This is a genomic window from Flavobacterium sp. TS_SC_5 (assembly GCF_056156265.1).
This window is the reverse complement of the sequence record NZ_CM149588.1, coordinates 898,395-911,555: the sequence shown is the minus strand read 5'-3', so window position 1 is coordinate 911,555 and position 13,161 is coordinate 898,395. Positions and strand designations below refer to the sequence as shown.

The 13,161-nt window shown below is 33.3% G+C and carries 15 protein-coding genes; 5 read left to right on the top strand and 10 right to left on the bottom strand.

Going from position 1 to position 13,161, the window contains the following annotated elements; all coding sequences use genetic code 11:
- Positions 1-7: 7 nt before the first annotated feature.
- The 6 genes from AC0J6S_RS04095 to AC0J6S_RS04070 form a co-directional block, all read right to left on the bottom strand.
- Positions 8-1,840, bottom strand: a complete 1,833-nt coding sequence (locus AC0J6S_RS04095; RefSeq protein WP_474955556.1) for an ABC transporter ATP-binding protein — start codon at positions 1,838-1,840, stop codon at positions 8-10.
- A 1-nt stretch (position 1,841) separates the two neighbouring features.
- Entirely contained in the window at positions 1,842-2,165 is a 324-nt protein-coding gene (locus AC0J6S_RS04090; protein WP_091166396.1) for an SUF system Fe-S cluster assembly protein, read from the bottom strand.
- A gap of 127 nt (positions 2,166-2,292) precedes the next feature.
- The gene (locus tag AC0J6S_RS04085; RefSeq protein WP_474955555.1) at positions 2,293-2,700 is read right to left on the bottom strand and encodes a GxxExxY protein; all 408 of its coding nucleotides are present in this window, start codon (positions 2,698-2,700) and stop codon (positions 2,293-2,295) included.
- 71 nt (positions 2,701-2,771) lie between these two features.
- Positions 2,772-3,191: a SufE family protein gene (locus AC0J6S_RS04080; RefSeq protein ID WP_113664801.1), complete on the bottom strand. Its 420-nt coding sequence runs from the start codon at positions 3,189-3,191 to the stop codon at positions 2,772-2,774.
- Between the two features lie 23 nt (positions 3,192-3,214).
- Positions 3,215-3,646 carry a hypothetical protein gene (locus AC0J6S_RS04075; protein ID WP_474955554.1) on the bottom strand — a complete coding sequence of 144 codons (432 nt, stop codon included), beginning with the start codon at positions 3,644-3,646 and terminating at the stop codon, positions 3,215-3,217.
- 21 nt (positions 3,647-3,667) lie between these two features.
- A complete protein-coding gene (locus AC0J6S_RS04070) occupies positions 3,668-4,882 on the bottom strand; it encodes an aminotransferase class V-fold PLP-dependent enzyme (RefSeq protein WP_474955553.1) in 1,215 nt (404 codons plus the stop codon).
- Between the two features lie 239 nt (positions 4,883-5,121).
- Between AC0J6S_RS04070 and AC0J6S_RS04065 the strand changes: the two genes are divergently transcribed.
- The 5 genes from AC0J6S_RS04065 to AC0J6S_RS04045 all read left to right on the top strand — a co-directional run bounded on the left by AC0J6S_RS04065 (position 5,122) and on the right by AC0J6S_RS04045 (position 8,930).
- Positions 5,122-6,468 carry a serine hydrolase domain-containing protein gene (locus AC0J6S_RS04065; protein ID WP_474955552.1) on the top strand — a complete coding sequence of 449 codons (1,347 nt, stop codon included), beginning with the start codon at positions 5,122-5,124 and terminating at the stop codon, positions 6,466-6,468.
- A gap of 64 nt (positions 6,469-6,532) precedes the next feature.
- Positions 6,533-7,309 carry a serine/threonine-protein kinase gene (locus AC0J6S_RS04060; protein WP_474955551.1) on the top strand — a complete coding sequence of 259 codons (777 nt, stop codon included), beginning with the start codon at positions 6,533-6,535 and terminating at the stop codon, positions 7,307-7,309.
- Positions 7,310-7,759 carry a hypothetical protein gene (locus AC0J6S_RS04055; RefSeq protein ID WP_474955550.1) on the top strand — a complete coding sequence of 150 codons (450 nt, stop codon included), beginning with the start codon at positions 7,310-7,312 and terminating at the stop codon, positions 7,757-7,759.
- Between the two features lie 14 nt (positions 7,760-7,773).
- Complete coding sequence (locus tag AC0J6S_RS04050) at positions 7,774-8,469, top strand: hypothetical protein (RefSeq protein ID WP_474955549.1); 696 nt, start codon at positions 7,774-7,776, stop codon at positions 8,467-8,469.
- 5 nt (positions 8,470-8,474) lie between these two features.
- On the top strand, positions 8,475-8,930 hold the full coding sequence (locus tag AC0J6S_RS04045) for a hypothetical protein (RefSeq protein ID WP_474955548.1): 456 nt from the start codon (positions 8,475-8,477) through the stop codon (positions 8,928-8,930).
- A gap of 87 nt (positions 8,931-9,017) precedes the next feature.
- On the opposite strand, the gene sufD is transcribed toward AC0J6S_RS04045, so the two are convergent.
- The 4 genes from sufD to sufB all read right to left on the bottom strand — a co-directional run bounded on the left by sufD (position 9,018) and on the right by sufB (position 13,111).
- Positions 9,018-10,334: a Fe-S cluster assembly protein SufD gene (sufD, locus tag AC0J6S_RS04040; RefSeq protein WP_474955547.1), complete on the bottom strand. Its 1,317-nt coding sequence runs from the start codon at positions 10,332-10,334 to the stop codon at positions 9,018-9,020.
- A 44-nt stretch (positions 10,335-10,378) separates the two neighbouring features.
- Complete coding sequence (locus AC0J6S_RS04035; RefSeq protein ID WP_417990701.1) at positions 10,379-10,768, bottom strand: four helix bundle protein; 390 nt, start codon at positions 10,766-10,768, stop codon at positions 10,379-10,381.
- Positions 10,769-10,854: 86 nt separating this feature from the next.
- Positions 10,855-11,601: a Fe-S cluster assembly ATPase SufC gene (gene sufC / locus AC0J6S_RS04030; protein WP_474955546.1), complete on the bottom strand. Its 747-nt coding sequence runs from the start codon at positions 11,599-11,601 to the stop codon at positions 10,855-10,857.
- 61 nt (positions 11,602-11,662) lie between these two features.
- Positions 11,663-13,111 (bottom strand): Fe-S cluster assembly protein SufB, encoded by a 1,449-nt coding sequence (gene sufB / locus AC0J6S_RS04025; protein WP_474955545.1) that lies wholly within the window; start codon positions 13,109-13,111, stop codon positions 11,663-11,665.
- Positions 13,112-13,161 lie beyond the last annotated feature (50 nt).

The window sequence follows — 13,161 nt, the reverse complement described above, 5'->3', positions numbered from 1 at the left end:
CATTTTTTTATAGATAGCCTTCAGCCTGCAGTGTGAACAGTTGGGCATATAATTTTTTATTTTCCATTAACTCATTATGCGTTCCTGATTCTAAGATCTTACCTTCTTGTAAGACTAAAATACGGTCTGCCTGTCTCACAGTGCTAAATCTATGAGAGATTATTACACTGGTTTTATCTTTTATTAACCCTATAAATCGTTCAAAAACTTCGCTTTCAGCTTTGGCATCCAGGGCCGATGTGGGCTCGTCTAGAATCATAACTTCAGCGTTTTTCATGTAAGCCCGCGCCAATGCAATTTTTTGCCATTGTCCTCCGGATAGTTCCTGACCTTTGGCAAATCGTTTTCCTAGTTGTTGATCGTAGCCATACTTTAATTCAGAGACAACTTCGTTGGCCAAACTCAATTCAGCCGCTTTTTGTATTCGTTCGTAATCATTAATTTCATCAATTTTGCCGATGGCGATATTTTCTTTCACTGAAAATTCATACTTGAAAAAATCCTGAAAAAGGACTCCAAAATATTCCTGGTAATTGGCCTTATTATATCGATTTATATTGATGCCGTCAAGCAAAATTTCACCCGATGTTGGCTCGTAAAACCGAAGCAGTAATTTAGTAAGTGTTGTTTTTCCAGCACCATTCTGCCCAACGAATGCTATTTTTTCTCCAGCTTTTATAACAAAACTAATGTCTTTTACTATTTGATTATCAGATTCCGGATAAGCAAAATAGACGTTTTTAAATTCAAATCCGATTTTGATTTTTTCTGGCAACGGAACCTCCTTTTCATTTTTATATTCGGACGGAATGTCAAGAAAATCAAAATAATCTTTCAGATATAAAGAGCTTTCGGATATGCGAGTAAATTTGGAAAAAAAATCTCGCAGACTAGTCATTAAACGATTGAAACTCCCGGATAAAAAAGTTAATTCACCAAGTGTAATTCCGCCCGAAAGAACTCTGTAAATTATAAAAACATATGCTGCATAATAACTAATTGATCCTAAAACATTAAATAAAAACCCATAACTGGAACGTTTTACAACGAGCGATTTATTTAATTTAAAATAGCGCGTTGCAAGGGTTTCAAATCTTTCGACCAGAAAGCTAGTTAATCCAAAAAGCTTAATTTCCTTTGCCGTTTTATCATTGGCGCCAATAAATCTAAGGTAATCCAATTCCCTTCTTTCGGAAGTCCAGCTTCTAGCCAGCGAATATTGTTGTTGACTGAAACGTACTTCGTTAATAAAAGACGGAAAAATGCTTAAAACTAATAAGACAATTAAATAAGGTTCAAAATAAATCAATCCTATTACAAGCGAAAAGATAGAAATAGTAGTTTGCGCTTGACCTAAAACATTCGACATTAAATCGACACGACCTGCCGTTTGCGTTCTTGCTCGGTCAAGCTTGTCGTAAAATTCAGAATTTTCCAGCAGACTAATATCGATTTCATTAGTCTTTTTGATAATTTTAATCGAACTATTGATATTGTACTGATCTCCAAGAATTCCATCGGTAAGTGAAATTGCCCGACCTACCAAATCAGATAACACGACGAGTATAAACTCTATTGCTACAAAATGCCATAGCGCAGAATAATCCTTTTCGCCGTGTGTTGTAATTTGGATGATGGCATCAAAAATGAGTTTTCCAACCCATAAAATTGCAACGGGCAACAAAGCCGCAACGATTCTGCAAAAAGCTGATGTCAAGAATAACGTTTTGTTAGTACGCCAAATTTCTTTGAAAAAGCGGGGTATAAAAAAAAGCGAATCAAAAGAAGATTTTAGTCCGATTTTTTGATCGTTTAAAGATTTGGGTTGAGTCCGCGCCATTTTAAAGCATTCCCAATTCTAATTTTGCTTCCTCGCTCATTAAATCTTTGCTCCAAGGCGGATCAAAAGTGATTTCTACTTCAGCATCTTTTACATTCTCTAATGATTTTACTTTTTCTTCCACTTCTCTTGGTAAGCTTTCTGCAACTGGACAGTTTGGAGAGGTAAGTGTCATCAAGATTTTTACTTCATAATCGGTATTGACCATTACGTCATAAATCAATCCTAATTCGTAAATATCTACAGGAATCTCTGGATCGTAAATAGTCTTTAATATTTTTACGATTGATTCTCCTAACTCGGTGGTATCTATTTCTTGTTCCATTGTTTGAGTGTTTTAACCATATAAGACATTGAAGGTCATTTAAGGTTTTTGTTTTGAATATTATATTTGTACTTTTTTTTATTATTTAGCTTGATTAAATCTTATTTAAAGTCTGCTATTTTTGTTTTTATTCATCCAGATATCTATATCTTTCGTTGACATATGTTTTTTGTCCTTCTTTAAAAATATGTGTTACATTGAAATTTATTATTAATCCTATAGGAATTTCTAAAAGGTTCATATAGGTTAAAATTTGGGCTTCATGTATTGGTAAAACTTTTTCTATTGCTTTCAGTTCAACAACCAAACTTTTTTCAACCAATAAGTCACATCTTAATCCTGTTTCAAGTTCTAAACCTTTATAATAAACAGGAATTGTAAGTTCAGTTTGGAATTCCAAACCTCTTATTGTCAATTCTTTTTTTAAACATGTATGATAAACACTTTCTAAAAGACCGGGACCAAGATGTTTATGTACTTCTATAGCACAACCATTAACCTGATAAATTAAATCTTTTAAATATGTTTTGGTCATAAATTTTCCGTTTTTTATTCTGACTTATATGACCTTAAATGTCTTATATGGTTAAACGAATTAGTTTGAAATCAATTCTGTGCATTGAACGCTAAAGCATACATTTTTATATTTTTTATCATCGATACCAATCCGTTGGCGCGTGTGGGTGATAAATGTTCTTTCAAACCTATTTCGTCAATAAAATTCATGTCGGCTTCCAGGATATCAGATGCTTTTTGGTTGGAAAAAGTCCGAATTAATATCGCAATAATTCCTTTTGTCAAAATAGCATCGCTATCGGCAGTGAAAACAATTTTGTCATCCGTTTGCTCTCCTTGCAACCACACTTTTGACTGGCAGCCTTTGATCAGATTGTTTTCTGTTTTGAATTCTTCTTTTATCAAAGGAAGTTTTTTTCCCAATTCGATGATGTATTCATAACGCTCCATCCAGTCGTCAAACATGGAGAACTCATCAACAATTTCCTCTTGTATCTCTTTAATTTTCATACTATGCTGAATTTATTTCAGTTTTATTCTTTAGCTAATGACGTTATCCTATTCACTAATTTCTTAATTTCTTTTGGTGGAAAACCATGATCAAAACTATCCGTTTCATAGGTTTTATCTTTGAAGGTGATTTTCAAATTGGCAATAGCCGCACCATCATAAAAACGTTTTTCGCTAGGAGCTTGTAATGTGGATAAACTATGTAATTCCACCTTTTTAAAACAATCCACTAATTCTTTCCAGTCCGCATCCGAAATTTTTGTTGGTACCGGTTTATCGTTTCCGTCTCTGTCTTTTGAAACCGTCAGCATCTGATTTTTCACTGTTATTTTTTGATAAAAACCCCTTGTGTTGGCCGTGTATTCAATAACAGCGATTTCAATATCTTGCGCTTTGGCGCTATCGCAACCATTGCCCAGAAAAATAGTCAGAAATAATAAGGATAGGAATTTCATGTGTAGATATTTTAATTTTATTTAAGACAACATGAGTTGCGCTTTTTTAATAGCTTCAACCATGACATCAATTTCTTCTTTGGTATTATAAAAAGCAAATGATGCTCGTATAGTTCCCGGAATATTAAAGAAATTCATAATCGGTTGTGCGCAATGATGGCCTGTTCGTACTGCTATTCCTAATTTGTCAATTATGGTGCCAATATCGTAGGGATGAATTCCTTCAATGTTAAACGAAATTACGGAAGTTTTTTCTTTGGCGGTGCCAAAAATCTTTAAACCTTCAATTTCAAGTAATCTTTTAGTCCCGTATTCTAATAATTCCTTTTCTTGCTGTTGAATGTTGTCAAAGCCAACTTCATTCATATAATCCACAGCAGTTCCCAAAACAATTCCACCAGCAATATTTGGTGTTCCGGCTTCAAATTTATGGGGTAATTCCGCATAAGTAGTTTTCTCGAAAGTCACTTCTTTGATCATTTCACCTCCACCTTGATACGGAGGTAATTTATTCAACCACGCTTCTTTTCCGTATAAAATTCCGGTTCCTGTTGGCCCACATATTTTATGTCCTGAAAAAACATAAAAATCACAGTCTAATTCTTGAACATCTGGTTTCAAGTGTGGAACAGCTTGCGCTCCGTCAATCAAAATCGCCGCTCCAACTTCATGTGCTTTGTCAATCATGTATTTTATTGGATTGACCGTTCCTAGAGCATTCGAAATGTGATTTACGGTTACAATCTTCGTTTTATCCGAAAGTAATTTGTCATACTCTGACATAATCAGTTCGCCATCAAGATTCATTGGAATCACGCGCAAAATCGCTCCGGTTTTCTCGCATAACATCTGCCAAGGCACAATATTACTGTGGTGTTCCAATGCCGAAACTAAAACTTCATCGCCTGGTTTCAAAATCGAAGCAAATCCATTAGTAACTAAATTGATTCCATGTGTTGTTCCCGAAGTAAAAAGTACCTCATGAGCAAATTTTGCATTGATATGATTTTGAAGTTTACTGCGTGAAATCTCATACGCATCAGTTGCTAATTGACTTAACGTGTGAACACCTCGATGAATATTAGCATTGATCTCCTGATAGTATTTTGAAATCGCATCAATTACAATTTGTGGTTTTTGCGAAGTGGCTCCGTTGTCAAAATAAACCAATGGTTTTCCGTTTACTTTTTGAGAAAGGATAGGGAAGTCGGCTCTAATTTTATTTATGTCTAACATTTTGTCGGCTTGTTTTTTTAATGTTTTTATTGGTCCGAAATAAAGCCAACAGTCAACATTTTTTTAGAGAAACTAATTTGAAATTAGCCTTGCATTATTTAGAATTTTTCTAAATACAAAAGTAGTGAAATTGGAATTAAATTTTGGCAAACACTTGTTAATAAAACTTGATTTTCTCAATTCGGTATCGGTTCAAAAATGTGGTTCTTTTTTATTAAATTGCTTGAAATTAGTTTTCTATGAAAAAATTCTTCAAGCTCGTTGGTTTTGCTTCTTTTATCGGAATCTTTTATGTTGGGTTCACTACTTATCCAAAACTGGATTTAATTTCTGGCTTTTCAGCCAAAAGTATCGCCTCGGGACATTTTATTGATAATCGTTCCCAGCAAATGATTGAGAAGGGCGACAATGATATCGACATGATTGATTTGGCCAAAAATAATATTGAAGATGCCGGAAAGTTTGCCGTTGCTTCGGTTTATGGTTTGAAAGAACGAAAAGCGATTTACCGGGAAGGGTTAGGTGCTACTTTAATCAACGATGATTTTGATGTTTCAAAACCATATTTAGTTCCCAAAAGAACAAAATTGAATAACAATTTACCTTTTCCGTATGGAAATAAGGAACCTAAAGATACCGTTTTTGGTACCGTTGATTATACTAAATTGAATGTGGCTGTCGCCAATGCTTTTGATGCAAAAGGAGAATTGAAAAAGAGAACGCGTTCCCTTTTAGTAATTTATAAAGACAAAATCATTGCCGAAAAATACGATACTGGTTTTGATAAAAACAGTAGAATATTAGGCTGGTCCATGACCAAAAGCATTACCAGTGCTATGTTTGGAATTTTGGAGAAACAAAGAAAATTTGACATTGATGCTCCTGCTCCAATTCCGGAATGGGCAAACGACGAACGAAAATTAATAACCACAAGTGATTTGCTCCACATGAATTCTGGTTTACAGTGGGTGGAGAATTACAGCAGAATCTGCGATGCTACAAAAATGCTTTTTCAAGCCGAGGATATGACGCGTTCCCAACTTGAGAAACCAGCGGAGCATAAACCCAACACGAGATGGAATTACTCCTCAGGAACGACGAATTTACTTTCTGGAATTTTGCGAAAGCAGTTCAAAACACATCAAGAATATTTAGATTTTTGGTACACAGATTTAATAGATAAAATAGGAATGAACTCGATGGTTATCGAAACGGATATGGCAGGGAATTACGTAGGTTCTTCCTACGGGTGGGCTACAACGAGAGATTGGTCAAAATTTGGGTTGTTGTATTTGCACAAAGGCAATTGGAATGGAGAACAAATTTTCAACGAAAGTTGGGCAAAATATACCGCAACTCCTACGAATAGATCTGAGGGAAGATATGGCGGACATTTTTGGCTTAATGCCGGCGGATCATTCCGTGATGTCCCAAGAGATATGTATTATTGCAGCGGTTTTCAGGGGCAAATGGTGGCTATTATTCCGTCACTTGATTTAGTAATTGTAAGAATGGGGTTGAAAGAAGATCCTGAATTCGACTTTAATGGAATGTTGAAAGGGATTATTGGGAGTTTAAAGTATTAGATTGACTTATTTGTCATATATTAGCTATATAAATTAATAGATTATGATAACTGAATGTACTTCAATGAAGGAATTTGCTCAAGGAGGTCAAAAGAGAGTTTATCTAGCTGAACATCCAACACTAGGGAAAGTAGTAATTAAAAAGGGGATTATAAAAAGTTTTACTTCTTTAGAAAGAATTAAACGAGAAGTTAAATTACTTGATGAATTAGTTTCAGAATATTATCCTAAGCAATATCACTTCAACATAGATTTTAAAACTAATGAGTTTGAAATAGTTGAAGAGTACATTGAGGGATTAACTTTGAGAGAAAATTTTCATCAATTCATAAATCCTGAAAGTATTTTCGTTCTATTAGATTCTTTGATAGATGGATTATCTATAATTTGGGATAAAAATATTGTCCATAGAGATTTAAAACCTGAAAATATTATTATTAGAAGAAACGGAAAACCTTGTATAATTGATCTTGGAATTGCTCGTTTTTTAGATTTAGATGCTTTAACTAAAACTATTTCTCCTATTGGACCATGTACTCCTATTTATGCTTCACCTGAACAATTAAATAATAGTAAAAACTCAATAGATTCAAGGACAGATTTTTTTGCTTTAGGAATAATAGCTTTGGAACTATATTTAGGTAAACATCCTTTCGATCAGCCAAAAGAAAAATACTCAATTGTTGAAAATATTTTAAAAAATAATTATATTGTAGAAACAGAAACTAGATGTGAGAACAAACAAATTTCTGATTTAGCCAGTAAAGTATTACATAATCAGCCTTATTTGAGGTTAAGAAATTATAAATTATTCAAAGAATTTTTAAAAAAATATCAATAAATGAAAGTATTTCATCAAACGGGGTTTAGGTATAATTGGAATATAGAAAGCTTTGAAAAAGGAATAGGAGATGGCTTAATATACTCGCCAATAAACATAGATTCTGATAAGCTTATTTCTTTTAAAGAAAACATTAGAAGGACAGGTTTTTTAGACCCTCAATTATATTTATTAAATGAAGCAAAAAGTACTTTAGATACTTATCCTTACTTTCCAGGGAACTTAAAAGCAGACTATAGTACTCCCGATTTAGACAATACACATAATGATTTAGCTAAATTGTGTTTAGATTTCCAAATAGAAAATAATTTTGAGTATCTTGTAATTCCTACTCGATATTACTCTGACAATCCGACTAATTATTTTCTTGATTCAACAGATTTTTTTGTGGAGCCTTTTTGTGAATATATTGAAGAAAAAAGAGTCCAAAAAAAATTTTACTTTCAGTAATTGTTAAAACAATAATGTTAACGGATGAAGATAGGAGAAATGAAGTTCTTAATTGGATTACAAGCCATCAAAAAATAGATGGTGTTTATATAATTTTTGAAAATAATTTTACTTCAAAACAAATTAAAGATTTTGATTATTTACTTAATGTTTTAAAATTTATAAATATTTTAAAGATAAATCAATTGGAAGTACATATTGGTTATTGTAATACTGAAGCTTTATTGTACTCAATAGCAATGCCAGATTCGATAACTATTGGCTCATATGAAAATTTACGTTCTTTTGGAATCAAAAGATTTCAAAATTTGGAAAATGGACCTATGAGAGGTCCAAACGCAAGATTATATAGTAGCCAGCTTTTACAATGGATAGATTATGTATATATTCAGGCTATGGAAAGACTCATTGCCAATTATGATGAGTTTTTTGATGAATCTGAATTCAAACCTCTTATGTTTAATCCTAGTTTCAAGTGGCATTTTGCAAAAGCTGAACCTTATAAACATTATTTTTATGTGTTTAATAATCAGATGAAACAATTACCTGAACTACAAAATGATAGGATTCAGTATGTAAAAGAAAATATAAAAAGCGCAATAAATTTATTTAATGTAATAGAAAACGATGTACTTTTGGACAATGATAGCAATGGTTCACATTTGTCTACTTGGTTTAATGTTATAAATTCTTTTGAAAAAGAAATCTAAATATTATGTTTGAAAGCGAACAAGATATGTCTGTAATTTTCGAAAAATTTTTGAAAAAAAATTTTGGAAATACTTATGTTAAGGAATATCAAGGTTTATTTGGTGTTCCTGATTTTGTTTATTATAATAAGCATGAGGAGAAAATAGAGCTGATTGCTTTTGAACTAAAATTAAAGAATTGGAAACAGGCAATTAAACAGGCTTTTAGATATAAAAGTTTTTCTAATATTTCTTACGTTGTAATTCCTTCTGTAAGTATTAATGTTGCTTTTAAGAATATAGAAATATTTAAAAAATATAATATTGGTCTTGCTGGTTTTAATTCTTCAAAAGAATTTGAGATTTTATTTAAACCGACGAGCGAAATCCCTTATTCATGCAATTTAAATAATAAAATACTTGATTCCCTTAAGTCATGTAAAAAAAAATCAAGGAATGTAGAATTATTGGTTTCGTACTAAAAAACATTAAAGAAAATGAATTTGAAATATTTGTTATATAAAAAATGCTTTCTGTATTGGAAAGCATTTTTTATATGACAGAAATTACTACAAATCAAATCCCAATTTCACCCCTAATTTTGTGGCGATAATTTTGGTAATGCGTTGTTTTAATTCTGGTATTTTTATATTTTGTATAACAGCATTCGAGAATGCATACATCAATAGTGCTTTTGCTTCTTTTTTAGGAATTCCGCGTTGTTGCATGTAGAACATTGCCGTTTCGTCTAATTGTCCAACAGTACAACCGTGAGAACATTTTACGTCATCGGCAAAAATCTCCAATTGCGGTTTAGCATTTATTGTCGCTTTGTCGCTCAATAAAATATTGTTGCTTTTTTGGAACGCATTCGTTTTTTGAGCGTCTTTTTCTACATAGACTTTTCCGTTGAAAACTCCCGTAGAACGATCAGCATAGATTCCTTTATAATCCTGGAAACTTTCGCAATTGGGAGCCGAATGTTTCACTAAAGTATAATGGTCTACGTGTTGTTTTTCACCAATAATTGTGATTCCGTTTAACGTACTTGTCAATCGTTCGCCAAAGTGATAGAAATTCAAATTGTTTCTCGTTAAGTTTCCTCCAAAAGAGAAGGTATGAACCGAAACGTGACTTTCTTTTTGTTGAGAAACAAACGTATTATCTATTAAATTTGCTTCAAGCGTATCGTTTTGAATTTTGTAATAATCAACGATAGCGCGTTTTTGAGCAAAAATCTCGGTAACAGAATTCGTTAGTACAGGGTTTTCGTTTAAACTTTGATGGCGCTCGATAATTTGAACATGTGAATTTTCACCTACAATAACCAAGTTTCTTGGCTGAACCAAAAGTGCCGCTTCATTTCCTGTAGAGAAATACATGATTTCAATAGGTTTATCGGCCACTTTACTTTTTGGAATGTTGATATACGCTCCTTCAAAAGCAAAAGCTGTATTCAAGGAAGTCAGACTTTCTTCTTTGTTGGCAATTTGGTTAAAATAAGTATCAATAACCATTTTGTATTTTGGTTTGGTCAATGCTGATGACATCAAGCAAACATCAATTCCTTCGTGTGTGGTTGACGATAAATGCGAACTGAAAACGCCATCAATAAACACCACTTTATAGGTGTCTATTTCGTGTAAAAAGTATTTTTTTACGTGGTTGAATTCAACTGCATTTTCTTGTTTTGGAAAAACGGTAAAGTCATTTTTTAAGATGGCATTTAGCGAAGTATATTTCCAAGCTTCGTCTTTTTTGGTTGGGAAACCTTTATGTTCAAAGTTTTTTATGGCGGAAGTTCTCACGTCATGTAGTTCAGAGTGAACATCGACGCGCTCTTCGAAAGCCATAAAAGACGATAGTAATTTTTCTTTTAATTCCATTTTAATTTAGTTTCAGGTTTAAAGTTTAAAGTTTCAGGTTTTGCCTATTGGAACTTATTTCCTTTAAAGTCTTTCTTGTTAAGATAAGTAATAAAATTTTTAATTTTACCACTGAGGTTTTCATAATCTTTTTTTAGCAATTCAAATTTTGGTTCATTAATATAACCAAAATCGAAAATTCTATAGAGTTGAGATCTTGTTTCGCCAGAAGAACCTTTTGCAATTGATAGAAATTGTCGAAATTCTAAATTTCCATCTCTTTCAAATCCTTCGGCTATATTATCCATTACCGAACCTGAAGAAGATTTAATTTGTTCTTTAAATCTAAAATCTGATTTCAAGTCAGTTTCGATAGCAATTAGATGAATTTCTTTAGCTAAGCGTCTTGCTTCTTGCCAGATTTCTAAATCTTCAAATCGATTTATGGTAGCCATAGATTTTGTTTATTTGTTTCCCGTTTTTGTTTGTTTCAGGTTTCGTAACTTGAAACTAAAAAAACTTTAAACTTGAAACAATTTTTTTAGTTTTCAGCTTTAATCCAGTCGTATCCTTTTTCTTCCAGTTCGTGCGCTAGTTCTTTTCCACCGGATTTTACAATTTTTCCGTTGTATAACACGTGAACGAAATCAGGAACGATATAATCTAATAAACGTTGGTAATGCGTAATTACTACGATGGCGTTTTTGTCACTTTTTAGTTTGTTAACCCCATTGGCAACAATACGCAAGGCATCAATATCAAGTCCAGAATCAGTTTCATCAAGAATGGCCAATTTTGGTTCCAACATTGCCATTTGGAAAATTTCGTTACGTTTTTTCTCTCCACCAGAAAAACCTTCGTTTAGAGAACGAGACAAAAATTTTCTGTCAATTTCTAGTAGTTCTGACTTTTCACGAATCACTTTTAGCATTACGTTTGCAGGCATTTCTTCCTGACCGTTTGCTTTACGCGTTTCGTTAATAGCAGTTCTCATGAAGTTGGTAACTGAAACTCCCGGAATTTCAACCGGATATTGGAACGAAAGAAAAACACCTTTGTGTGCTCTTTCTTCTGGTGCCAATTCCGAAAGGTCTTCTCCGTCTAAAGATATTTCACCATCGGTTACTTCGTAGTTTTCGTTCCCTGCAATGATGGACGCCAATGTACTTTTTCCAGCACCATTTGGTCCCATTATCGCGTGAATTTCTCCCGCTTTTACTTCAAGGTTGATTCCTTTTAATATTTCTTTATCCCCAATTGAGGCGTGTAAATTTTTTATTGATAACATGTTTCTATTTTTAAACCATTAAGGTATTAAGATTCATTAAGTTTTGTTTTGTAATCAGAGATTACCCTACACTTCCTTCTAGCGAAATTTCCAATAATTTTTGTGCTTCTACAGCAAATTCCATTGGTAATTTATTTAAGACATCTTTGCTGAAACCGTTTACGATTAAGGCAATGGCTTTTTCAGTTGGAATTCCACGTTGGTTGCAATAGAAGACTTGGTCTTCGCCAATTTTACTTGTCGTAGCCTCATGTTCTATTTTTGCCGATGGATTTTTGCTTTCGATGTAGGGGAAAGTATGTGCGCCACAATTGTTTCCCATTAATAACGAGTCACATTGCGAAAAGTTTCTGGCATTGTCTGCGTTTGGAGAAATTCGGACCAAACCTCGGTAACTGTTTTGTGATCTTCCAGCAGAAATTCCTTTAGAAATAATAGTCGATTTAGTGTTTTTACCTAAATGGACCATTTTAGTTCCTGTATCGGCTTGTTGGAAATTATTGGTAACAGCAATCGAATAAAATTCTCCTGTTGAATTGTCTCCTTTTAATATAACAGAAGGATATTTCCAAGTTATCGCAGAACCTGTTTCCACTTGTGTCCATGAAATTTTTGCGTTTTTCTCGCAAATTCCTCTTTTAGTAACAAAGTTGAAAACGCCACCTTTTCCTTCTTTGTTTCCAGGATACCAGTTTTGTACGGTTGAATATTTGATTTCGGCATCGTCCAAAGCAATTAGTTCCACAACAGCAGCGTGCAATTGATTTTCATCACGACTTGGAGCGGTACATCCTTCTAAATAAGACACATAACTACCTTCGTCAGCAACTAATAATGTTCTTTCAAACTGTCCGGTTCCTGCTTGATTGATTCTGAAATAAGTCGAAAGTTCCATTGGGCAACGAACGCCTTTTGGAATATAACAGAAAGATCCGTCAGAGAAAACTGCGGAGTTTAGCGCCGCGTAAAAGTTGTCTTTTTGCGGTACAACTGTTCCTAAATATTTACGAACTAATTCTGGATGCTCTTTGATAGCTTCAGAAATACTCATGAAAATTATTCCTTTTTCGCCTAAAGTTTTCTTGAAAGTAGTCGCTACTGAAACAGAATCAACTACGATATCCATTGCTACATTATTCATCATCTTTTGCTCATCGACAGAGATGCCTAACTTTTTGTACATTTCTAAAAGTTCCGGATCTACATCGTCTAATGTTTTATTCGGATCTACGGCCTTTGGAGCTGAATAATAGGAAATAGCCTGAAAATCAGGTTTAGTGTAATGCACATTTGCCCATTCTGGCTCTATCATTTGCTCCCAAGCACGAAAAGCCTCCAGACGCCAATCGGTCATCCATTGAGGTTCTCCTTTTTTGTGCGAAATAGCGCGAACGATATCTTCATTTAAACCAATAGGAAACGTTTCTGATTCCAACTCGGTGTAAAATCCGTATTCGTATTCTTTAGTTTCGAGTTCGATTTTTAAATCGTCTTCTGTATATTTGCTCATTCTGATTTAAAGATTTAAAGATTTAAAGATTCAAAAATTGAATATTAAAC

Bases quoted from the DNA above. Each gene is read 5' to 3' on its own strand.
- sufC (WP_474955546.1), bottom strand. From the start codon at position 11,601: ATGTTATCAATAAAAAATTTACACGCCTCAATTGGGGATAAAGAAATA.
- AC0J6S_RS04085 (WP_474955555.1), bottom strand. From the start codon at position 2,700: ATGACCAAAACATATTTAAAAGATTTAATTTATCAGGTTAATGGTTGT.
- AC0J6S_RS04055 (WP_474955550.1), top strand. From the start codon at position 7,310: ATGAAAGTATTTCATCAAACGGGGTTTAGGTATAATTGGAATATAGAA.
- sufD (WP_474955547.1), bottom strand. From the start codon at position 10,334: ATGGAATTAAAAGAAAAATTACTATCGTCTTTTATGGCTTTCGAAGAG.
- AC0J6S_RS04075 (WP_474955554.1), bottom strand. From the start codon at position 3,646: ATGAAATTCCTATCCTTATTATTTCTGACTATTTTTCTGGGCAATGGT.
- AC0J6S_RS04045 (WP_474955548.1), top strand. From the start codon at position 8,475: ATGTTTGAAAGCGAACAAGATATGTCTGTAATTTTCGAAAAATTTTTG.
- AC0J6S_RS04050 (WP_474955549.1), top strand. From the start codon at position 7,774: ATGTTAACGGATGAAGATAGGAGAAATGAAGTTCTTAATTGGATTACA.
- AC0J6S_RS04060 (WP_474955551.1), top strand. From the start codon at position 6,533: ATGAAGGAATTTGCTCAAGGAGGTCAAAAGAGAGTTTATCTAGCTGAA.
- AC0J6S_RS04065 (WP_474955552.1), top strand. From the start codon at position 5,122: ATGAAAAAATTCTTCAAGCTCGTTGGTTTTGCTTCTTTTATCGGAATC.
- AC0J6S_RS04080 (WP_113664801.1), bottom strand. From the start codon at position 3,191: ATGAAAATTAAAGAGATACAAGAGGAAATTGTTGATGAGTTCTCCATG.
- AC0J6S_RS04090 (WP_091166396.1), bottom strand. From the start codon at position 2,165: ATGGAACAAGAAATAGATACCACCGAGTTAGGAGAATCAATCGTAAAA.
- AC0J6S_RS04070 (WP_474955553.1), bottom strand. From the start codon at position 4,882: ATGTTAGACATAAATAAAATTAGAGCCGACTTCCCTATCCTTTCTCAA.
- AC0J6S_RS04035 (WP_417990701.1), bottom strand. From the start codon at position 10,768: ATGGCTACCATAAATCGATTTGAAGATTTAGAAATCTGGCAAGAAGCA.
- AC0J6S_RS04095 (WP_474955556.1), bottom strand. From the start codon at position 1,840: ATGGCGCGGACTCAACCCAAATCTTTAAACGATCAAAAAATCGGACTA.
- sufB (WP_474955545.1), bottom strand. From the start codon at position 13,111: ATGAGCAAATATACAGAAGACGATTTAAAAATCGAACTCGAAACTAAA.